27 protein-coding genes are annotated in these 21,782 nt (G+C 37.7%); 9 read left to right on the forward strand and 18 right to left on the reverse strand.

Features of this window, described 5'->3' with window-relative positions; genetic code table 11:
* Positions 1–175: 175 nt before the first annotated feature.
* The 8 genes from IGI44_RS10435 to rpsP form a co-directional block, all read right to left on the reverse strand.
* Positions 176–826, reverse strand: a complete 651-nt coding sequence (locus tag IGI44_RS10435; RefSeq protein ID WP_438787672.1) for a hypothetical protein — start codon at positions 824–826, stop codon at positions 176–178.
* Between the two features lie 338 nt (positions 827–1,164).
* A complete protein-coding gene (rplS, locus tag IGI44_RS10440) occupies positions 1,165–1,512 on the reverse strand; it encodes a 50S ribosomal protein L19 (protein WP_010746105.1) in 348 nt (115 codons plus the stop codon).
* 142 nt (positions 1,513–1,654) lie between these two features.
* Positions 1,655–2,230: a helix-turn-helix domain-containing protein gene (locus tag IGI44_RS10445; protein ID WP_438787673.1), complete on the reverse strand. Its 576-nt coding sequence runs from the start codon at positions 2,228–2,230 to the stop codon at positions 1,655–1,657.
* 246 nt (positions 2,231–2,476) lie between these two features.
* The gene (gene trmD, locus IGI44_RS10450; RefSeq protein WP_438788970.1) at positions 2,477–3,214 is read right to left on the reverse strand and encodes a tRNA (guanosine(37)-N1)-methyltransferase TrmD; all 738 of its coding nucleotides are present in this window, start codon (positions 3,212–3,214) and stop codon (positions 2,477–2,479) included.
* Entirely contained in the window at positions 3,204–3,728 is a 525-nt protein-coding gene (gene rimM / locus IGI44_RS10455) for a ribosome maturation factor RimM (protein ID WP_438787674.1), read from the reverse strand. Before rimM ends, trmD begins: the two co-directional genes overlap by 11 nt.
* Before the next feature lie 24 nt (positions 3,729–3,752).
* Positions 3,753–4,580, reverse strand: coding sequence for a membrane lipoprotein lipid attachment site-containing protein (locus IGI44_RS10460; RefSeq protein WP_438787675.1), 828 nt, complete (start codon positions 4,578–4,580; stop codon positions 3,753–3,755).
* A 79-nt stretch (positions 4,581–4,659) separates the two neighbouring features.
* Entirely contained in the window at positions 4,660–4,905 is a 246-nt protein-coding gene (locus tag IGI44_RS10465) for a KH domain-containing protein (protein WP_438787676.1), read from the reverse strand.
* Positions 4,906–4,916: 11 nt separating this feature from the next.
* Positions 4,917–5,192: a 30S ribosomal protein S16 gene (gene rpsP / locus IGI44_RS10470; RefSeq protein ID WP_137619621.1), complete on the reverse strand. Its 276-nt coding sequence runs from the start codon at positions 5,190–5,192 to the stop codon at positions 4,917–4,919.
* Positions 5,193–5,386: 194 nt separating this feature from the next.
* Between rpsP and IGI44_RS10475 the strand changes: the two genes are divergently transcribed.
* Positions 5,387–5,941 (forward strand): NADPH-dependent FMN reductase, encoded by a 555-nt coding sequence (locus IGI44_RS10475; RefSeq protein ID WP_016180740.1) that lies wholly within the window; start codon positions 5,387–5,389, stop codon positions 5,939–5,941.
* Between the two features lie 120 nt (positions 5,942–6,061).
* The gene (locus IGI44_RS10480; RefSeq protein ID WP_438787677.1) at positions 6,062–6,709 is read left to right on the forward strand and encodes a GNAT family N-acetyltransferase; all 648 of its coding nucleotides are present in this window, start codon (positions 6,062–6,064) and stop codon (positions 6,707–6,709) included.
* Between the two features lie 74 nt (positions 6,710–6,783).
* On the opposite strand, the gene IGI44_RS10485 is transcribed toward IGI44_RS10480, so the two are convergent.
* Entirely contained in the window at positions 6,784–7,299 is a 516-nt protein-coding gene (locus tag IGI44_RS10485) for a dihydrofolate reductase family protein (protein WP_438787678.1), read from the reverse strand.
* Between the two features lie 75 nt (positions 7,300–7,374).
* Entirely contained in the window at positions 7,375–7,944 is a 570-nt protein-coding gene (locus tag IGI44_RS10490) for a DNA-3-methyladenine glycosylase I (RefSeq protein ID WP_438787679.1), read from the reverse strand.
* Between the two features lie 136 nt (positions 7,945–8,080).
* Between IGI44_RS10490 and IGI44_RS10495 the strand changes: the two genes are divergently transcribed.
* The 4 genes from IGI44_RS10495 to IGI44_RS10510 are packed head-to-tail and all read left to right on the forward strand — an operon-like array spanning position 8,081 to position 11,144.
* Positions 8,081–8,473 carry a GntR family transcriptional regulator gene (locus IGI44_RS10495; protein ID WP_438787680.1) on the forward strand — a complete coding sequence of 131 codons (393 nt, stop codon included), beginning with the start codon at positions 8,081–8,083 and terminating at the stop codon, positions 8,471–8,473.
* Positions 8,463–9,347, forward strand: a complete 885-nt coding sequence (locus tag IGI44_RS10500) for an ATP-binding cassette domain-containing protein (RefSeq protein ID WP_438787681.1) — start codon at positions 8,463–8,465, stop codon at positions 9,345–9,347. The genes IGI44_RS10495 and IGI44_RS10500 overlap by 11 nt, the downstream gene beginning before the upstream one ends.
* Positions 9,344–10,534 (forward strand): ABC transporter permease, encoded by a 1,191-nt coding sequence (locus IGI44_RS10505; protein ID WP_438787682.1) that lies wholly within the window; start codon positions 9,344–9,346, stop codon positions 10,532–10,534. The genes IGI44_RS10500 and IGI44_RS10505 overlap by 4 nt, the downstream gene beginning before the upstream one ends.
* A gap of 4 nt (positions 10,535–10,538) precedes the next feature.
* Positions 10,539–11,144: a VanZ family protein gene (locus tag IGI44_RS10510; protein ID WP_438787683.1), complete on the forward strand. Its 606-nt coding sequence runs from the start codon at positions 10,539–10,541 to the stop codon at positions 11,142–11,144.
* 126 nt (positions 11,145–11,270) lie between these two features.
* Here IGI44_RS10510 and ffh read toward each other — a convergent pair whose 3' ends face one another.
* Genes ffh through IGI44_RS10525 form a run of 3 tightly spaced genes read right to left on the reverse strand, consistent with a single transcriptional unit; the run spans position 11,271 to position 13,501 of the window.
* The gene (gene ffh, locus IGI44_RS10515; protein WP_438787684.1) at positions 11,271–12,686 is read right to left on the reverse strand and encodes a signal recognition particle protein; all 1,416 of its coding nucleotides are present in this window, start codon (positions 12,684–12,686) and stop codon (positions 11,271–11,273) included.
* A 15-nt stretch (positions 12,687–12,701) separates the two neighbouring features.
* A complete protein-coding gene (locus IGI44_RS10520; protein WP_438787685.1) occupies positions 12,702–13,040 on the reverse strand; it encodes a putative DNA-binding protein in 339 nt (112 codons plus the stop codon).
* Positions 13,040–13,501 (reverse strand): DUF523 domain-containing protein, encoded by a 462-nt coding sequence (locus tag IGI44_RS10525; protein ID WP_438787686.1) that lies wholly within the window; start codon positions 13,499–13,501, stop codon positions 13,040–13,042. Before IGI44_RS10525 ends, IGI44_RS10520 begins: the two co-directional genes overlap by 1 nt.
* Positions 13,502–13,619: 118 nt before the next feature.
* Here IGI44_RS10525 and IGI44_RS10530 point away from each other — a divergent pair, with 118 nt between their 5' ends.
* The gene (locus IGI44_RS10530; RefSeq protein ID WP_438787687.1) at positions 13,620–14,315 is read left to right on the forward strand and encodes a response regulator transcription factor; all 696 of its coding nucleotides are present in this window, start codon (positions 13,620–13,622) and stop codon (positions 14,313–14,315) included.
* On the forward strand, positions 14,312–16,048 hold the full coding sequence (pnpS, locus tag IGI44_RS10535) for a two-component system histidine kinase PnpS (RefSeq protein ID WP_438787688.1): 1,737 nt from the start codon (positions 14,312–14,314) through the stop codon (positions 16,046–16,048). Before IGI44_RS10530 ends, pnpS begins: the two co-directional genes overlap by 4 nt.
* Before the next feature lie 131 nt (positions 16,049–16,179).
* Here pnpS and IGI44_RS10540 read toward each other — a convergent pair whose 3' ends face one another.
* The gene (locus IGI44_RS10540; RefSeq protein WP_438787689.1) at positions 16,180–17,052 is read right to left on the reverse strand and encodes a phosphate ABC transporter substrate-binding protein PstS family protein; all 873 of its coding nucleotides are present in this window, start codon (positions 17,050–17,052) and stop codon (positions 16,180–16,182) included.
* Between the two features lie 247 nt (positions 17,053–17,299).
* Between IGI44_RS10540 and IGI44_RS10545 the strand changes: the two genes are divergently transcribed.
* Positions 17,300–17,500, forward strand: coding sequence for a DUF4649 family protein (locus IGI44_RS10545; RefSeq protein WP_438787690.1), 201 nt, complete (start codon positions 17,300–17,302; stop codon positions 17,498–17,500).
* Between the two features lie 56 nt (positions 17,501–17,556).
* On the opposite strand, the gene IGI44_RS10550 is transcribed toward IGI44_RS10545, so the two are convergent.
* The 4 genes from IGI44_RS10550 to IGI44_RS10565 all read right to left on the reverse strand — a co-directional run bounded on the left by IGI44_RS10550 (position 17,557) and on the right by IGI44_RS10565 (position 21,764).
* Positions 17,557–18,723, reverse strand: a complete 1,167-nt coding sequence (locus tag IGI44_RS10550) for a pyridoxal phosphate-dependent aminotransferase (protein ID WP_438787691.1) — start codon at positions 18,721–18,723, stop codon at positions 17,557–17,559.
* Positions 18,724–19,488: 765 nt separating this feature from the next.
* On the reverse strand, positions 19,489–20,400 hold the full coding sequence (locus IGI44_RS10555) for a helix-turn-helix domain-containing protein (RefSeq protein ID WP_438787692.1): 912 nt from the start codon (positions 20,398–20,400) through the stop codon (positions 19,489–19,491).
* A gap of 197 nt (positions 20,401–20,597) precedes the next feature.
* Positions 20,598–20,783 (reverse strand): DUF6440 family protein, encoded by a 186-nt coding sequence (locus tag IGI44_RS10560; RefSeq protein ID WP_438787693.1) that lies wholly within the window; start codon positions 20,781–20,783, stop codon positions 20,598–20,600.
* Between the two features lie 153 nt (positions 20,784–20,936).
* On the reverse strand, positions 20,937–21,764 hold the full coding sequence (locus IGI44_RS10565) for a MerR family transcriptional regulator (RefSeq protein WP_438787694.1): 828 nt from the start codon (positions 21,762–21,764) through the stop codon (positions 20,937–20,939).
* Positions 21,765–21,782 lie beyond the last annotated feature (18 nt).

Here is a 21,782-nt window from a genome sequence, read left to right on the forward strand (position 1 = left end):
TCCCATTCTAAAGTTTAAATACCTTAACTCTTCATTATCAGTAGGAGATCGTATTTTCGTCTTCATAAATCAGCTCCATAAATATGACTTTGAGCGGCTCATTTTGAAGACTTTCACAAGTTTTATAGTTTGGAATAAAAAAAGAGCTAGAAATTTTATTCTAGCTCAGAAATCATTACGCATTTTGTTTTAAGTTTTTTGAGATTCGTTTTACCTTCATTTCTCTATAATTGAATCCGAGTATCTCCATTAATTCTTCCCATGATTTCCCAGTTTTTCTGACAATGGTTGATGGAGAGGGGATTTTCGAATTGTCGTACAACTTCTCAAATGAAGTTCTTGAAAGTGATGATTCTAATTCAAGTCTCTCTATTTCTTCCTTTAGTAAAGTCAGTAATTGGAATGTGTTCATATTTTCTTCGTGTTCGATTTTAAAGAAGAAGGAAATATCTTCAAATCTTTTTTTTAAAGTCGAAAGACTAGGTAGATTTTTTCCACCACTTATTTTTTCATATTTCCTTTGAGAACGAATATTATTGTCTGTGACAAAATCTGAAACGATCTTTTTAAGTTCACTATCATTATAAGAATCCCATTTATATCTTTCGTAAGTTTTCATACCTAAACTCAAAAGCATTTTGTCCCAAGAACCGAAACGCTTATTAATTAACCATAAACTCGGCACTTTCATGGTATCTTCACGCATTTTCGTTTGATAATCTCTTACTGTCTTAATATCGTACTTAGTGATGAAACTATTTAATAGTACAAGCAATTCTAAATCATTTTTTTCTTTCCAAACTATTCTTTTATCAGTTGATTTCATCTAGAACATCCTCTCGAAGTTTTGTAGAAACCGCGCTATTGCTCCATTTGGTCGCCCGTGATAAGTGAAATGGTATTTCTACCGGACAAGTGCAAGCCCAACCTCATAGCTGCACAATTCGGTAATCGTTTTGGTATTTTCCAGATTAAAAATGTCGTCAGTGATGCGACTTAATTTACCCCACGTTTGACGACACATGTCGTCAATTTGGGGAAATCAGGGAAAATATAGGAAAAAAAGCACCAAAAACTGATTATTTCGTCAAAAGAGCAAAAAGAAAAAGCCCTTGATACCAAGGACTTTCGCAGTTATCACTTCGATAAAGAATCTCAGAAAGCTTATCTCCTAATTTCTTTGATACGAGCTGCTTTTCCGTGTAATGCACGTAGATAATAAAGTTTCGCACGACGCACTTTACCATAACGGACTACTTCGATTTTGGCAACACGTGGTGTATGTAATGGGAAAGTACGTTCCACACCCACACCGTTAGAGATTTTACGTACAGTATAAGTTTCGCTGATGCCAGCTCCACGACGTTTGATAACAACGCCTTCGAATAACTGGATACGTTCGCGAGTTCCTTCGACAACTTTCGCGTGAACACGAACAGTGTCCCCAGGACGGAATGCTGGGATATCAGTACGTAATTGTTCTTGAGTTAGTTCTTGAATCAATGGATTCATTTTTATCATTCTCCTTATTCCAAACATTCATAGGACCCCTTGTCCCAGCGGAATATCGTATAATAGATGAGCTTTACACTCACCTGAATATTCTAACAGAGGAATATCTATCTGTAAAGATAAAATTCTTGTCAGTACGGGATTATTTCAATTTTCTCCGTGTTTTTATAAATTGATTCTCTGCTACATCAAATGTACCTTCACTAATATCTATCTCCAATCGGCGACTAAGAAACTCTTCTTTCGTGATATTAACTAAGTAATTGATTTCTTTTTCTTTCACTAAATAGTATTTACTAGAATCTCGCCAATGATCTTCTACTTCATGAATTCCGGGAAGCAAGAAAAAATCAACAATCTTTTCTTTTTTTGTCAATTTCCTTTTTCGATACAGTTCACAAATCGTTTCTGCATTTGGAAATTTCTCTAATACAATTTGATCTTCTAATAAAGCATTTCCCTTTGGCATAGTGTAGCTTGAATACTCAATAGGAATTTTGATCAAATGATTTTCAATCGATTCTTCGTCATTGACTAAATAATCGATACTCACATCAAAAACCTGAGCAATTCGTTTTAAATTTTCAATATCTGGTATACCGCGATTGGTTTCCCATTTGGCAATTGCTTGTCTAGAAACTTCTAATTTCTCAGCCAACTCTTTTTGTGATAAATGTTGTTCTGTCCGCAATCGCTTGATTTTTTTCCCACTTAACATTTGCTCTCCTCCCATTTTTTACTACTTTCATCATACAATCATTCAAATACTCTTGAAAAGAAACTCTTTGTGACAACTAGGTTACGCATCGTAACACACTTGATAGATCAATAAACCAGCCTGTATAGCAGATAAACTATTTTTCAATAGTCCTATAAAAAACTCTTCTTTCTCACTTAATTTTAGCTGAATGTATATTATGAAAAACAGAAAAAAAAGCCCTTTTGATCAAGGACTTTTCATTCACTATTGTTCTTCTTGTTTTATTTCTGCTAAAAGCTTTTCCATTTCGGGTGTTAAATCTACTTTTTCCAGCATATCAGGGCGACGTAGATACGTTCGCCTTAAGGATTCTTTCAGTTGCCACTCCTCAATTAAACGATGGTTGCCATTCATCAGAACCTCCGGAACCTTCATTCCCTCGAATTCAGCAGGACGAGTATATTGCGGATGTTCCAACAACCCGGTTGAATGAGAATCCGTTTGGGCCGACGTTTGGTTACCCAATACTTCCGGTAATAAGCGGACAGTCGCATCAATCATTACCACAGCTCCCAATTCACCGCCAGTCAAGACGTAATCCCCTAATGAAACTTCATCCGTCACTAATGAACGGATACGTTCATCGTAGCCTTCATAATGTCCGCAAATAAAAACTAATTGGTCCTCTTGTGAAAACTCTTCCGCCATTTTTTGGTTGAAGGGTTTTCCTGCAGGATCTAGTAAGATCACACGTTTTTTTTGATTACCGGTTTCTGCTTCGATGGCTTTTAAATTGTCATGGATAGGTTGCACCTTCAACAGCATGCCAGCACCACCACCGTAAGGATAGTCATCTACTTGCATATGTTTATTATTCGAATAGTCTCGAAAATCATGGACCTTGATCTCCAACAACTCTTTCTCAATCGCTTTACCAATAATCGATTCTCCTAAAGGGCCTTCAATCATTTTTGGAAAAAGTGTCAGCACATCAATCCGCATCGTCCAACAACCCTTCTGGAATTTCCACATGTACAGTGCCTTCGGTCAAATCAATCTCTTTGACTACTGATTCGATGTAAGGAATCAAGGCGTCTTTTTTTCCTTTGCGTTTAACTACCCAAACATCATTCGCTCCAGGAGATAAAATTTCAGTAATCATACCGATTTCTTGCTCCTTCTCATCCACAACTGTTAACCCGATAATCTCATGATAGTAGTACTCATGATCCCCTAATTCACTCAGTTGTTTTTCCGAGATTTTCAAAATACCATCGCGAAAAGGTTCGACGTCATTGATATTGGGATAGCCTTCAAAGCTAAGTAAATCAAAATTTTTATGCCGACGATAACTTGCAATCGTTAGCGGAAGAACATCCTGCTTATCGCGGAATAGAAAAAGCTGTTCTCCAACTTGATAACGTTCCTCCGTAAAATCAGTTGTAGAAATCACGCGGACCTCGCCACGAATTCCGTGAGTGTTGACGATTTTTCCAACTTTATAATAATTAGTCACGTAGTTTCCTCTTTCTGTTTCTTTTTATTTTGCCATTGAGACAGCCATCTTCAGGGCGCTCATTGAGTCAGCATTCATGATTGTATAGACTGTTTGATTATCTTGCCAAACCACACGATTGGCTTGATAATCGCCTTTTGCTACCCGCAATGAGATTTGTCCGACATCCTGCGGAACTGGCAAGAAAGCTTCCTCTAAATACTCAACAGTTTGTTTGGCTAATGGAACCGGATCTTCTTGTTCAAGATTATTTGCCTGTACAGCTAAGCTCCAATTGCCCTCTTTCCACATAATAAAACTAGAACCCGCACCAGCACTTCGATAACCAGTGATAGTATGCCCTAAATCAACCTGCTGACCATTTGGATCATACGTTTGTCCAACTTCATTTTGAGCCGTTTCTTTCGAATCAAAGGTACGGCGATGAAATTGTGCAATAGGTGTCTGCGTATTCAAAGACTGATCGTTAAAGGGAGTTTCTTCATTTACAACGTAATAGTTAACCTTCAAAAGCCCTTGCTCTTCAGAAGCGCTGATCCCAATTTTCTTCCCGCCGCTGATGGTTGACGGATCAGGAAAGCTATCATTGGGATAATTAGCCTTCAATTCATCAATAGCCGCCATCCCATGATTGCCATGAGTGGAATCTGTGCCAGATGAACTCGTTGTAGTCTTCGTGCCTGAAGTATCTGACGAATCCGTACGTGAATCGCTTTTTCCCGAACTCACTGTACTGGTTTTCTCAGTGGCAGCAGCAGTCGATTTCGTCGTGCTATCTTTTGAATCATTATTTCCTGAATTACATGCCGATAGAACAAACAATGCGCCTAATATAATAAAATATTTTTTCATGATGGAACACCTCCATCCTCAGTTTACCGTACTTCTAATGAAAAAACACTCGAATCAAACTGACTCGAGTGTCCTTACTTTATTTACCATCCACGATGTTGAGACGAACTTTTTTCGGTCCATTTGTTCGAACACTATACACGATCGTACGGATCGCTTTTGCTACTCGACCTTGTTTTCCGATAATTCTGCCGATATCTTCTGGTGCAACAGTTAAGTTGTACTCAAAAAATTCTTTGGATTCTTCAATCTCTAACTTCACTTCTTCAGGCTTTGTCACCAACGGGTGCACAATGGTCAACACAAGGTTAGTTAAATCTTGCATAATTGATCACCTTACTTCTTAGCGAATTTAGCGTCGTGGTGTTTTTGCATGATGCCTTCTTTAGAAAGAATGTTACGAACGGTATCAGAAGGTTGTGCACCTTTTTGTAACCAGTCTAAAACATTTTCTTCTTTTAATACGACTTCTGCAGGGTTTTTCAAAGGATTGTAAGTACCCACAGTTTCGATAAAACGTCCATCACGAGGAGAACGAGAATCAGCAACAACGATACGGTAGAAAGGTTTCTTTTTAGAACCCATACGTTTCAAGCGAATTTTAACTGCCATTGTATAACTACACCTCCATATAATTAATCACAAGATGTAGTCTAACACGCTTTTAGCTAGCTGTAAAGAGTTTTTTCTTTACAGCTCTATTTTTCTTTTGGAGCATATCTTTTGCGTCTTTTACTTATTTTTTGTAAGATAATAAATGTAGATAACAACAGCGATCTCAATGATCGAATTTAGGAGGAATTATGATGACAAAAACAATCGGTATTTTAGTCGGCAGTCTGCGTAAAGATTCTTACAACAAAATTGTAGCAAAACAATTTGCAGAATTACTGCCTGATGGCTTTGAAGCAAAATTTATTGAAATTGGCGATCTTCCATTTTACAATGAAGATCTTGAAGTGGAAGGCTCTGTTCCTGAAGCTTGGACACGTTTCCGTAACGACGTAAATAGCGTCGATGGATTATTCTTCGTTACTCCAGAGTATAACCGTTCTGTTCCAGCAGCGTTGAAAAATGCGTTAGATGTTGGTTCTCGTCCAATGGGCAGCAGTGTTTGGGGTGGTAAACCTGGTTTAGTTGTGACTGTATCCCCTGGTGGCCCTGGCGGTTTTGGTGCAAATCATGCATTACGTCAATCATTGGTTTTCCTAGATGTTCCTACTTTGCAACAACCAGAAGCTTACATCGGCGGCATTATGAACTTAGTCGACAATGACGGACATATCGCTGATGGCACCGTTGAATTCTTTAAAACAATCACAGATAAGTATATCGAATTCTTTAACAAATTAGTTAAATAGTTTCATTCAGAAGACTGTAGATATCATTCCTTCAATGGATGCTGTCTACAGTTTTTTTCGTTCATTTTTATGTCTCTTCCTGTGCTATACTTAATTAAAAATCAGATTGGAGAGAATTAGTTGACTATTACTATCAGACTCGAAGAAGAAAAAGATTATCGAACGGTCGAAGAAATCACGCGTGATGCTTTTTGGAATTTATACACACCTGGTGCTGAGGAACATTACCTTGCACACACGCTACGTAAGCATCCCGATTTTATTCCAGAACTGACCTTTGTCATTGAATTGGATGGAAAGATTATCGGCAGTATTTTTTATAGTAAGGCGAAAATTGTTGACGCAGATGGCAATGAATATCCCGTAATTTCTTTTGGTCCTGTTAGTATCGCGCCTGAATATCACCGACAAGGTTATGGTAGAAAGCTGATTGAACATTCTATTGCTGAAGCAAAGCGCTTGGGATATCAAGCGATTGTAATTGGTGGGTTCCCTTATCATTACCATACTTATGGATTTATCGGGACGAAGAAATATAACATTTCCATGCCCGACGGAAAGTTTTATACTGGTATAATGGCTTTACCATTAAAAGACGGCGCACTTGAACAACTTAGTGGGCATGTTTTCTTCTCAGAAGGAATGTATCCTGATCCGACTGGACTAGAAGCCTATGATCAAACCTTTCCCGAAAAAGAAAAGAAAGTCCTACCTTGTCAAGCAAAGTTTGAAGCTGCTGCAAGCGAAATCGATAAAAACGAGTATTAAGGCAAAACGCTCCTACTCTTTCCAATCGGAAAGGAATAGGAGCGTTCGCTTTTATTTTGTAAAGGAGTTTTCCATCAAGCTTGCTTTAAGTGCAATTGCGCAAACTGACCGAACTGTTCTGTTTCGATCAACTTTAGTTTTTGTTGGTTGGTTTGTGGTAAGAAAAGCGGAATGCCCTCGCCTAATAGTATTGGTACAATTTGAATCCACCACTCTTCAATTAAGCCAGCTTCAATCACCGGCTGCAATAGCGCACCACCACCTACCACCCAAATCGTTTTATCGGCTGGTAAAGTTTGAATGAAAGTTACAGGATTTTCACTGACTACTTGCAGATTGTCATCCACAGCAATATCCGAGTGACTAAAGATAAAATTTTCTTTTTCCGGATAAAGAATTCCTAACTGTGCATCACGTTTTACTACTTCATAGGTTCTTCGTCCCATCATTGTATAATCAATCGTTTGATAAAAAGCATCATAAGGGACTAATTCGCCACCTTCTTGATGATACAACCAATCTAAACCATCTTCCTTATCTGCTAAATACCCATCTAAACTCATCGCTCCGTAAAATACTGCACGTGCCATCCGCTGTCACCTCTTTCCTTATTTATTCTATCAATGACTAGACAGATACAATTTCCTTGCTTGTTTAAAGCATTCTCACTTCAAAGCATTAAGCTCTTCATGGCGAAAACACGCCGTCTCATGATCGTTTACAATCCCAACTGCCTGTAAAAATGCATAAATGGTTGTACTGCCGACAAATTTAAACCCACGTTTCTTTAAATCTTTCGCAATTTGATCTGATAATTCCGTTTTAGCAGGTACTTCGGAAGCATCCTTAATCTTATTATCCACTACCTGGTGATTTGTAAAGCCCCACAAATAATCAGAGAAATCGACACCTTCAGCTCGCATCTCTAATATTTTTTGTGCATTGTTAATCGCGGCTTCGATTTTCCGACGATTCCGAATAATTCCTGCATCCTGCATCAAAGACTCGATCTTTGCTTCATCAAACGCTGCAACCTTTTCAATCTCAAATTGTTCATAGGCGTTGTCAAAATTATCCATCTTATTCAAAATCGTTTGCCAGCTTAATCCGGCCTGATTCATATCCAAAACCAACTTTCGAAAAAGACGTTGATCATCGTATTCTGGCGTTCCCCATACCGTATCATGATACACCTGCATATTTTCATTATTTCCTGACCATTGACACCGATACATCCTCATCACTCCTGCTTTTAGATTTTAAAAAACGAACATACGCTCCCCTTTAGTATACCAGAAATTGAAAAAAAGTCATTGCTTAACCAAAGTGCACTATGTATACTAGTACACACAGAGACACGGAGGTGAGTGAATGGTTCGTATCGATAAAAATAGCAGTCGGGCCTACTACGAGCAATTAGTATTAGGAATCAAAGAAGATATCTTACAGGGCATTTTACAACCAGGTGACAAAATTCCTTCTGTTAGAGAAATGGCTAAACAGCTATTAATAAACCCGAACACCATCGGTAAAGCCTATAAGGTTTTGGAAACGGAAAAAGTTTTAGTCACGGTCAAAGGCAAAGGCACTTTTGTACGAGGGATTGAAGAAACACCTAGAGATGAAATCCGTGTCAAAGAACTGAAAGACACTCTGAATGATTTAGTCATCGAAGCGCGACATTTACAGATTACCCAAGAAGAATTGTTCGATTGGATCAAAGAAGCAGAAAAAACTTGGGAGGTTAACCCCTATGAGGATTAAAAATTTAACTAAAACGATTGAGAGTCAGTCCATTCTTAAAAGTATCGACTTTCAATTATTTGATAATGAAATCGTTGGTTTAGTTGGTCGAAATGGTTCTGGAAAGACCACCTTATTGCGCGTGATTGCTGGACAATATTTACCAGATAGAGGAGATATATTGATCGATCAAACATCGATTTATCAGCAACCAGAATTAAAACAGAAAATCTTTTTTATTGACGAAAAAGAAAACTTTTTCCGTCTCTATACTCTTAAAAAAATTGCGAGATTCTATCAACTAGCCTATCCAAAATTCGATTTTGTCTCATTTGAAAAATTAGTAGGAATGCATGATCTTCCATTAAATAAAAATTACCGCCAACTTTCTAAAGGGCAGCAAGCATTATTTCAAATTATTTTAGCTGTGTGCTCTAATGCGCAATATTTATTATTAGACGAACCTTTTGATGGCTTAGACATTATCGTGAAAAAAGAAGTGATTGGTTTACTGATGAGCCATTTAAGCGAAAATTCTTGTACGGCATTGATCTCTTCTCACAACTTACTGGAGCTAGAAAATTTGATTGATCGTGTATTGCTGCTAAAAGACCAATCGATCATCAAAGACTACTGTTTGGAAGATATGCGAGAAACAGCGAAAAAACTTCAGTTGGTCTTTAAAACAAAAAAAGTCCCTATGATAATCAAAGAAAATTCTAAAATGCTGGATTTTCAAGGTCGTGTCGTTACTGTTGTGTTCGAAAATTTCACAATAGAACTAGAAGCAGCCATCAAAGAATTTGATCCGTTAGTATATGAAGAATTGCCTTTAACTTTAGAAGATCTTTTCGAAGCCAACTTAAAACCACGTAGAAAGGAGATTTTGAAATGATCCGTGCTATTATGTTCGAGCGTTATAAGAAAGTATTGATCGCCGCGTGTCTACTGGTGATTGGTGTGGGTGTGTTTAACGCCTTAACTGAAAATAATCAATGGAAAATGATTTATCATGAACCTCATGCTAAAGAAAACTTTGAAAAAAATCGCGATGAAATCACCTATTGGGATGAAAAAATGGAAGAAAATGTTCACTATACTTCTTATCACCAGTTTCAAAAAGCTCAACTGAAATTTTATCACTCCAATTCAGACGACTTTGAAACACTTGGAGCCTCAAATTATTCTGAGAAAAATTTTTATTATTCAAATTTTTCAACCTATTTTAATGGTGCTTTATTGCTACTCGTTCCCTTACTAGGATTCCTGCTCTTCTTTATTGATCAAAAAACAGCTTTCAATCACTATCTTTTTTCATTAGGATGCACACGAAAGATTCTATTTCAGAGTAAAATCCTCTATGTCGCTCTTCCTTTTTTATTGGCGACCCTGATTAGTCAGTTTGTGTATGCCTTGCTGATCCATGCACTGATTCCAGCACCGTATATGAATGCGACCTTAGGACAATTAGTTACTTCCGTAATTAGTCATTTTTCATTACTCTTCTTTCTATTTTGTGCAAGTGCTTTTATTGGGTCTATGGTTGGAAATGTATTTTTTGGCCCCTTGACCTTATTGGTATTTCTCTTTTTGAGGAGTTGGCTGCCAAATGCGATCTATTCACTAAGTGACATTTTGACCTTACTAAAAGGGTCAAATCATTCCTTATTACCAAGAACTTTATTTGTTGACTCTGTTGGAAAAAATGGTGGCAATATGTTGGTGAATTGTATTTTAGTAGTTGTTGGTCTGCTTTTGATTTTTTGGGCCTATCAAAAATTCCAGACATTATCATTAGAGAACGACAATGCCTATTTGCTTCATAAAAAATCACGCTGGCCGATTTGGGGAATGATGACGCTGTTTACTTCCTTTGTCCTTATTTTTAATTTCTTTAATCCTTGGATGATATTTTTAACCAACCGAATGGGTGGAATTAAAATGTCGATTAGCCAACCGATTCTATCAACTGTCCTAGTTACTATAATAGTTGCCGGAATCTGCGGTCTTGTACTGTTTTTCGGCGAAGTGACGAAACATTTATCAAAGACTCTTAACAAGTTCAATCATCAAACGAGGTGATTCTATGATTGCTTTAGATATTTTATTTTCTCTTTATCGAATCGGATGTGTCTTTCTACCTTGTCTGATTTATCAATATTTTTCACTGAGAAAGAAACAGGAGAAAATTTTCATTTCATCAATGCTTTGGCGCTTTATTTTCTTGTTTTATCTCTATTTAGTGATTGATGTGACCGGTGTTGGTACATTGGAGGACCTTTTAAGCTATCCAGAATTGATTCGTCCCGAGGAAATCAATCTGGTTCCCTTTCAATCAGGCGTTGGTATGTTGAATTTTTTGAATATCATCATGTTTATACCGTTAGGCTTTTTATTGCCATTAATTTGGAAACAGTGTCGCAAACTTGCGGCGACAGTTTTATTGGGCTTCCAATTTTCATTGATGATCGAACTGCTCCAATTGTTTAATCGTCGAGCAACTGATATTGATGATTTATTAATGAACACGTTAGGCACATTTGTCGGTTTCCTAATTTGGCTGCTTTATCGCAAATTATTCGATAAAACCCCGAAAGAAATCCAGTCTTTCTCAAAACGAGAACCGCAGATTTATCTCGTTTTGAGTCTTGCCGGCGTCTTTTTCCTGTATCATTGGCGTTTCTTTTTGTAATTAGTTCTCTTAAACGAGAAAAATGGACCTTCTCTTTATAACTCTTCTCTTCGAATGAACATAAGGAATAAAAATCGCAAAAATAGCGTCTATCTCAACTCGAGACAGACGCTATTTTTTCTGTTATTATTTGCGTTTCTTTTTTCTCTTCTTGTTTTTCTTGACCATCCGGTTCATTGCCATCTTACCCATTTTTCCTTTGATGCCATTGCCAAACATTTGGTCCATTCCAGCAGGCATGCTGCCTTTACTCATTTGTTGCATCATCTTCCGGGATTCTTTGAATTGTTTGATCATGCGATTGACTTCGACAACTGAGTTTCCTGAACCAGCAGCGATCCGCCGACGACGGCTAGGATTTAATAAGTCTGGGTTTTCACGCTCAGCGGGAGTCATGGAATAAACCATCGCTTTTTTACGTTCGACATCCTTTGGATCAACCTTGACATTTTCAATCCCGGGCATTTGACTCATCCCTGGAATCATCTTCAGTAAATCTTCGATTGGTCCCATGCCCATCACTTGGTCCAGCTGCTCAATGAAATCATTGAAATCAAAGCTGTTTTCCTTCATCTTACGAGCAAGTTCTTCCGCTTTCTTTTCATCGTAATCTTGCTGGGCTTTTTCGATCAGCGTCAACATGTCACCCATACCTAAGATTCGGCTAGACATCCGATCTGGATGGAAGACTTCTAGGTCGGTTAGTTTTTCACCAGAACCGATAAATTTGATTGGTGCTCCCGTCACAGCACGGATTGAAAGTGCCGCACCACCACGAGTGTCACCATCCAATTTAGTAATCACGACCCCAGTAATTCCTAATTGTTCGTTAAAGCTTTGGGCCACGTTTACCGCATCTTGCCCCGTCATCGCATCAACAACTAATAGAATTTCATTTGGTTGGGCAATTTCTTTGATTTGTTTTAACTCATCCATTAACGCTTCATCAATATGCAAACGACCTGCCGTATCGATCAGCACATAATCATTTTTATTTTCACGGGCTTTTTCCATCCCTTGACGAACGATCTCAACAGGACTGACTTCTGTTCCCATATCAAAGACAGGCACATCTAATTGTTGGCCCAATACTTTTAATTGGTCGATAGCCGCTGGACGGTAAACGTCTCCTGCGATCATTAATGGACGGGCTTTTTCATTTTTGATCAATTGATTAGCAAGTTTTCCGGCAAAGGTTGTTTTACCTGCCCCCTGTAAACCTGCCATCATGATAACTGTTGGGATTTTTGGTGATTTCTCAATTCCAACTGCTTCAGATCCTAATGTTTTGGTTAATTCTTCATCCACAATCTTAACAATTTGTTGAGCTGGAGTTAGGCTATCCAAGACTTCTACACCCAAAGCACGTGTCCGCACTTCTTTGGTAAATTGCTTCACAACCTGCAAGTTAACATCGGCCTCTAATAAAGCGAGACGAATTTCTCGCATCATTTCAGTAATATCAGCTTCGGTAACCTTTCCTTTTTTACGTAGTTTCCCCATCGCAGCTTGTAGGCGCTGCGTCAAACTTTCAAATGCCATTGCTTATTTTCCTTTCTATTCATCTAAATCTTGTAGGCCGGTAATCGTTTCGGCTAAAAACTCATCCTTGGGATAATGCTCGGTCACGTACAGTGCCAGTTTATCTAATTGCTCTTCTCTTACAATATAATCAGAGAACAAATGGAGTTTACACTCGTAATCCTCTAATATTTTTTCTGTTCTTTTGATATTATCATAAACCGCCTGACGACTCACTTGATATTCCTCAGCAATTTCTCCCAAAGAAAAATCATCGGCGTAGTATAACTCCATATAATTCATTTGCTTCTCAGTTAATAGCGTCGCGTAAAATTCAAACAACGCATTCATGCGATTCGTTTTTTCGATCTCCATTACGTTATCCTCATTTCCTGCCAATTTTCTTCAGAGTAAACGGGTAAGCCTTGTTGAATAAAATATGCTGTTGCCACGCCCATTCCTTTGATCCGAGTACCGGAAAAGCTGCCATCATAGATCAAGCCGCTGCCACAAGAGGGACTTCTCTCTTTTAAAATTAAGCCCGAAATCTTCAGCTTTAGCATTTCCTCAAAGGCCTTGATCGCTCCTTGTTTAAAGGCTTCTGTCAAATCATTGCCTTCTTTATCTAGAACTCTTGCTCGTCCTTCCCACACATCGAAACCATCACCGCCCTGTATCTCAGCAGGATGTCGTGGTGTAGGTAATCCGCCCAACACTTCTGGACAAAGCATGATTGCTTGATTCGTATCAACTAGCTTTTTCAACTCTGGAATTTCATTTGATCCACCATCATAACGACAAGCTATGCCGCCTAAACAAGCACTGATCCCTAGCATTGTTATTTCTCCCATCAAATTAATAGAAAATAGGTGACAAAACCGCCTTCCCATTATACCATTTATTCAGGTATGGAAATAGTCTTAAACAAATGTTCTTATAAAAAAGGAGACACATATGAAACGTGTATTAGTTGTAGACGATGAGATTTCAATCGTAAAGTTATTGAGCTTTAATTTAGAAAAAGAAGGCTACGCTGTCACTACTGCTGAAGATGGCAAAGAAGGCTATGAATTGGCCTTAAACGAAAAGTTTGACTTCATCATTTTAGATGTGATGCTGCCATCAATGGATGGTTTAGAGATTGCCAAAAAACTCCGCCAAGAAAAAGTCGATACTCCAATTTTAATGCTAACCGCAAAGGATGATGCCATTGATCGGATTTTAGGTCTAGAAATTGGCGCGGATGACTACTTGACCAAACCATTTTCACCAAGGGAAGTTCTAGCTCGGATGAAGGCTATTTTTCGGAGAGTCGAACCTCGCCAAGAACCCGTTGAACATGAATTTTTGACTGCCGGTGATATCAAAGCAGATCTATCGAACTACCAAGTAACCGTGCGAGGTAAAAAGATCGAATTAACACCAAAGGAATTCGAACTATTGGTCTATTTTATGAAACGTAAAGAGCGCGTCATTGATCGCGATACGCTATTGGATCGAATTTGGCAATATGATTTTTCTGGGCAAAGCCGCATCGTGGATGTTCATGTATCACACCTGCGGGAAAAAATCGAAGTCGATCCTAAACATCCACAGTATCTGCAAACCGTTCGTGGTTTCGGTTATAAGTTCCAGGTGCCTGTTCAATGAAACGTAAACACCTAGATTATCTTGTCCCACTTTTGCTTATTTGTTTACTCTTTTTCGGCAGCTGGAAATTAGCCAATCATTTTTACACCAAAGAACTGCTGGAGCAACAAGAGGAGTTTTTAACCAGTAATGGTGAGCTTATGATTCATAGATTAGATCTTGATCAGCTTGATTCTGAAACGAATAAGAAAACTATCGAAACGTTTGCTAAAGAAGCCAATGATCGAATTACATTATTGGATGCTGCAGGCAAAATTATTTTTGATAGCTTTGAACCCCATCTTTCTGGAAGTCGCGAAAATCGACCTGAAGTGAAAATTGTTCTAAGCAGTAACAATGTAGGGTCTTCTGTTCGTTACAGTAACACATTAAAAACAGAGTTGTTATACACTGCGCAACCTATCAGATCTGATGATAAAACCGTTGGTATTTTGCGTGTAGCAAAAAGAACTTCCGCCTTTCAACCGAAAACGCGTAACTTCCAGCGAACAATTTTCGTTATTTTAATGCTTTTTTATGCCTTTATTTATTTGATCATTTGCTATTTGACCTATCAACGAAATCGGCCTATCGAGACTGTCTTACCCGTCTTGCAACGGATGTTGAAGGAACCGGAAAAAAGCAATTATGTCATGCAGAATTCACCGCAATGGCAAGAACTGTATGTCACAGTAAACCAAATTAGTGAACAATTAAATGAAACCTATGCTGCTTATACATCGACGGAAGAACAATTTTCGACGCTTTTCCATGAACTGACTATCGGTGTCTTCATCATTGATACCGAAGGACGATTTGTCATGATTAATCCTGCAATGGAAGAACTGTTGCAAATTGGCGGGGCCAGTCAGCATTATTACTGGCAAGTGATTGAAGACAATAAATTCATTCAGCTGATTCAACAAGTATTAGTCGATAAAAATCAAGTTCATCAGGAAATTTCAACAAAACTCCCAAGCTCGATGAACCTAGATATTCGTTTACGTTATATTGAAAACGAGAGTAAAGGCGATCAGATTATGGCCACTGTTTATGACTTGACTCATGTTCGCCGTTTAGAAAAAATCCAAAAAGATTTCGTTGGTAATGTCTCCCATGAACTGAAAACACCTGTTACTTCATTACTAGGATTCACCGAAACGCTATTAGACGGTGCGAAAGACGACCCTGAACTGACTGAAGAATTTTTGACGATCATGCAAAACGATGCGAAACGATTGCAGCGATTAATTCAAGATATTATCGAATTATCTAAAGATAGCGAGGATCTAGCTGAAGATCGACAAACGATTGAACTGAATTACTTCTTACAGCAACAAATCGAACTGTACCAACATTTGTTACAGCATAAAAACATCACCATCACGATTGATGGTGCAAAAAATTGTTTCTATCAAACTCGATTAACTTTCTTTCAACCGATTATCAAAAATCTTTTGGAAAATGCCATTCAATATTCGCCAGAAGAAAGCCAAATCGAAGTGAACTACCGCTTAACCGATCATTTAGAAATAACCGTAACTGATCATGGTATTGGAATATCAAAAAGCGATCAAAAACGAATTTTCGAACGTTTCTATCGAGTAGACAGAGCTCGCGCACGCCACTCCGGAGGGACTGGATTAGGTCTTGCCATCGTCAAGGAGTATAGCGAGATTCTCGGCGGTACAATCGAAGTCGAAAGCCATCCAAAACTAGGTTCAAGCTTTACAATCAAATTACCAAATAAATAATCTTTAATTATTGAAAATATTAAACAAAATAAAGTCGAACCTCGATATTACTTTACATTGTAAAGTAATATTGGGTTCGACTTTTCAATTGTTTCCTTTTATTGATTTATTACCTAACCTAATTAGGATAGTTATTTCACCGTTCCATCCGAAGAACGCTCTACCTTCATGGAAGTGATTGGCAGATAGCCCAATTCTTTAACTGGTCCATTTTGCACATCCTCACTAACCATGTATTCCAAGAAATCGGCTAAAGCTTTTTCAGGTTTGCCATTTGTATACATGTGTTCGTAAGACCAAATCGGCCATTTGTTTGTAGTGATATTTTTATCATTCGCTGTAACACCATCCAATTTTAATGGTTGAAGGCTGTCATCAACGTAGGAAAGAGCCAAATAACTAATTGATCCTGGTGTTTCTGCCACAATTTTTTTCACCGTTCCTGATGAATCCTGTTCTTGTGACTGGATTGGTTCTTTTCCATCTAAGCCCCATTTTTCAAAAGTCGCGCGTGTTCCACTACCGGAAGCACGGTTAACTACTTGGATTGCTTCATCTTTACCGCTAAGTTCTTTCCAGTTTTTGATTTTTCCTGTAAATATATCAATCAATTGTTGTTTAGTAATATCTTTTACACCCACATCTTTATTCACTACTGGAACAAAGCCTACGACAGCTACTTTGTGATCCACTAATTTGCTTGCATCTACACCCTCTTTTTCCTCAGCGAAAACATCGGAATTTCCAATTTCAACTGACCCGCTCTCAACTTGACTCAAACCAGTTCCGCTGCCGCCTCCTTGTACAGAAATTTGAACATTTGGATGATCTTGCGTATAGCTTTCTTGCGCTGCATCAACTAACGGTTGTAAAGCTGTTGAACCTACCGCTGTAATTTTTGCCGTATCCTCTTTGGCTGAACCCGAATCCTTCGTTGCATTTCCAGTACCACACCCTGCTAAAAGAATCCCTGAAAATGCGAATGCTAAAATAATTTTCTTCATCATGTACACTCCTCAATTTAGATGGTCAATTCATTTTTATAAGAAACCTACTAGCCGTTTTCAACCGCGTTCCTTATGTTTAGTACATCGTTACTTTACCAATGAAACGTAAATATCTGATTGAAGGGATGTAAATGAACCGTAAAGAACTGTAAATATTAGGTAAAGACAAAATCTCTTACTTTATGATAGTTTTGTTGTACAATACTTTTGCAATAAAAATTACAAATGAGAGAAGCGAATCAAAATGTTAGTGATTACTTATGAATTGAATGACTCAGAAAAAGAAAAAACGTATAAAAGTGCCAATGATTTTATTGCTGCACAATTAAAAGAAGTCCCTGACCTACCGGATTATTACCATGTTCAAAAAGCCACTGTTGATGGAAAAGAAATTGACTTAACGGATAAAACGATTAGTGGACTATTTAATTATTTGAATAATTAAACCGTTCCGATACCAACAAAAAAAACGATCAAACCTTTTCGATTTGATCGTTTTTCTTATTTTCCTAAATACACCGCTAAGCGATTCATCGCTTCCACTAAATTTTCCATCGATGCAGCATAGCTGATTCGGACATACCCTTCACCCTCTGGTCCAAAGGCAATTCCTGGGATAATTGCTAATTGATTTTTCTCTGCTAAGTCTATACAAAAAGCCATCGAATCCTGCTCATACTCAGCTGGAATCTTCGCAAAAATGTAGAACGCTCCTGATGGACGTGCCACCTCAAACCCCATTTTAGTCATTGCCTGATAGACATAATCCCTGCGTTCACGATATTCCTCTCGCATAACTTCTGCATCAGAAATCCCTTGTACTAATGCTCGAACCGCAGCTTTTTGCGAGATTGTTGAAGCCGCAGTGACTAGGTATTGATGGACTTTAATGATCTGCTCTACTAATTCAGCTGGAGCAAAAATAAATCCAATCCGCCAACCAGTCATTGCATGCGATTTTGATAACCCATTGATCACTATAGTCTGCTCACGTAGATATTTACCAAATGAAACGTGTTTTGTTTCATAATTCAATTCACTGTAGATTTCATCACTGATGACAAAAATCGGATACTTCTTCAATGTTTCACTCAACGCTGAGACTTCTGCCTCATTGTAAGCAACCCCCGTAGGATTCGAAGGTGAGGTGATGATAATTGCTTTCACCTTATCCCCGTGCTCTGCCATCGCCTGATCAATTTGCTCAGGCGTCAGAACAAAACCTGTATCTCGTGTATCGATATAGACTGGCTCTGCACCCGCTAATAGGATTAAAGGTTCGTACCCCGGATACGTTGGCGCCGGAAGCAGTACTTTATCTCCCACTTCCAGAATCGATAATAAACTTGCTGATAACGCTTCTGTTGCTCCTACCGTGACTAAAACTTCCGTAGTCGGTTGATAATTAATCGTATATTTTTCAGATAAAAAACGACTTGCTGCTTCTCGAACGTCAATTAGACCAGACATACCGGTATAATGACTGAAATTATCTTTGATCGCCTGTTGCCCTGCTTCTTTCACGTGCTCAGGGGTATTAAAATCCGGCTCTCCTAATGTCAATTTCAACATGTTAGGAATTCCAGAGACTTTTTCATCAAATTGACGAATCAATGAGACGGCGATTTCATAGACATTTTTGTTAAATCGATCTTGCAATTTATTCATATAACCCCTCCATTTCTAATCATATTATCACAAAAGTCCAGATAGTAAAGAAAAAATATTGGCTTTGCTATAGTCATTTGAAAAGAATCTCTCATTTTTCAGTAATTGTTGGATGCCTCTCTTTCATTTTTATGAATTATTATATCTAATAAAGCTTTCTTTTTTATTATCGAAAATGTAGATTCAAAATAAAAAAATTTCATTCCAAACAAGTAACGATTTATTGATAACAGTATAAAATAACTTTCATTATCCACTCTTTTTTTAATTTTATGTTGTATTGACTATTTATCAATCATAAAATAACCATACACGAAACAATGCTCGAGGTGATCTTAATGTTGAGAAAGAGAATAATTTTATCTCTACCTTTTATTTTCTATTTAATTCCTTACGTCCATTTGTGCTTAGCAATCGATTACCTGTTTGATTCAATCGTAGGCATCTTTCTATTCTTACTCCTTACAGTAATGATTGGTTTTTATGCAAAAGTTACTCGTCAGCTTTCTTTGCTGATCTTTGGTAATCTAATCAATATTCTATTGAGTTGCTCTTTAATTATTTTCAAGAGTCCATTAGTCAGTTTATATCACTCTTCTTCCCCATTTACAGCAGCCATACCGTTGATTTTTCTTTTTTTAATCACACAATTAACGGGAATTTTTTGGGGCTATATACTTCACAAAGAATCCGCTCTTTCAGTAAGTAAAGAAAAAGACAACTAAAAAACTTCGGATCGTTGAAAAATGATCCGAAGTTTTTATGTTAATTTTTTACCAGCCCTTTTTTTGGTTTGATCCAAATTTCTACCTTTGGATCGTCGGTCACATTCACATATTTTTGAACCAAGAATGGCGCCATATCCTCCATTCCAATTCCGTGCCCTTTGAGCCAAGTATCAAAAAAATAATTATTTGCTTTGTATAAAGCGTCTTCTACTAAATAGTTGAAATTCTCTGCTTCAAATGAACAGACATAATAGTTTCCAGCTTCGAGCTTGAACTGCGTGTACTCTGCTAAACGCTGATGATCGGAGCTTCCACCAACAAAATACTGAACCTTTCCGGGAACGATATCCTTCTTAAAGCAGTCGATTACCAATCCATCGGTTAATAAATTGGGGATAGACATTTTTTGTTTATGAAATTCATCCCATAGTTCTATCAGCGTATTAACGCCCACGCTGTTCATTTCCTTTGATTCAACTTGTCGGGAAATCCCTGTATAATATTCCGTCTCGACGATTGAGCGATAAGTAACTTCTAGTACCATATCATCCACTAACAATGGGACACTCTCATCTACCATTGTATAATAAAGCGATAAATCTGGTTTTAAAAAGTCTGTTAATAGCAGATCTTTTTTTCGATAGTCTTCTGGTGTCACACCATAAATTTCTTTAAACGCCCTTGTGAACGTTGCATGACTACTAAAGCCATATTCAAGTGCAATATCAGCAATCCGCCGATCCGTCATTTTCAGGAACGGTTTTGCATTTGCAACTCTTCTCGCTTTAATATACTCATTCACTGTTTTTCCGACTAAGCGATTAAACAATTTCTGAAAATAGTAGATTGATAAATATGAAACTTTCGCCAATTCTTCGATTGTTAATTTTTCTTTGATATTTTCTTCAGCATAATCTATTGAATTTTGAATCGCTTCCCAAGCGTGCATTCTATTCACTCCTTATCCATAGTTAAGAATATTAATAGTCCCTATAATCTTAACCCTTTATAATAAAAGTTTAGCATAAGATTTTAGCGCAAGCTTGTTTGATAATGCTGTTTTTTTAATACGCATCTTTTGACGGATAAACTCAATCAGAAGGGGCAGTCAATCTCTTGATGACTTGAGCATGGTCTTGCAAAAAATTATCGGTCTAACTCTTCTACTGGAGTAATTATTGGTTTGCCATCCTTATCCAATAAGGGGGTTAAGCCACCCGCATAACCAACTTTGTTGAACATATAGTTCACTCCTGTTTCACGATCAACAAAAATCATAATCGCATCTAGCTTTCCCTGAGAATACACTCTTACAAAACGATCTTTTGCCATTCTTCATTCCTTCTTTCTCTATTCGATGTAACGCTTTCATAAAATCTAAATCTAGCGTAGCATAATCAAACCCATCGAACAATTACTTATGATCATTATTCTTCAAAAAATCACAAAAAAAGAAATCTTTATGCAAAGATTTCTTTTAAATGTTTATATTTTTCTAACTGGAATCTGAATCTCCGTTAACCAATCCTCTTCACAGTCCTTATTCCAAATCCCATCAATATAATTTTCCCTAGCTGAGTCAATAATCTCATACCCATTATCTTCGACAAACTTGATTGCTGCAGCATAGGCCTTAGGAATGCCCTTATAAGAACCTTTGTGCATTGTACAGACTGCTTCGGGAACTTCATCGATTTGTTTAAACTTCAAATCACCGACAGCCTCTTTCATCTCAGTTACTGCTTCACATACTTCTATATCAATATTCTCTTCCTTGTATTCATTATCATGATAGATATTGAAGCAATATTCTGGAACCGCACAGACGCAACCCGCTTTCTCCATTTGTGCGCCCATTTCAGGAATCGTTGAAAATAGTGCATTAAAATTTGGAACAATTTTTCGCATGGAAGCGACTATTGCCTCAGGTAATTTTTTTATTACCATGTGATAATTATCTTCATTTTGTTGTAAATAGCCCTCAATTTGCGAAAGCATCGACATCCGATCAGAAATTTCTTTTAGTAACTGCTGCTTCTTTCGTTGTAAAATTCGTTGTTCACTCTCACCATCTTGGACCTGCTTAATTTCTTCAATGCTATAGCCAATTCGGCGAAGCGCTAATAACCGATGCAGTGGTTCTAACTGACTGGAGCTATAATAACGATAGCCATTATCTGGATCGATGAAGCGCGGCCGTAACAGCCCCACTTCATCGTAATAGCGCAATGTCTTAATCGTCACCTGATTCATCTTAGAGAACATTCCGATTCGATAGAGTTTTTCTTCAATTTTTTCGCATTCAGGTTCCATATGATCCTCCTCCCTTCT

The sequence above is a fragment of the Enterococcus sp. DIV0756 genome (assembly GCF_051710745.1).
In the GTDB taxonomy this organism is placed as follows: domain Bacteria; phylum Bacillota; class Bacilli; order Lactobacillales; family Enterococcaceae; genus Enterococcus_A.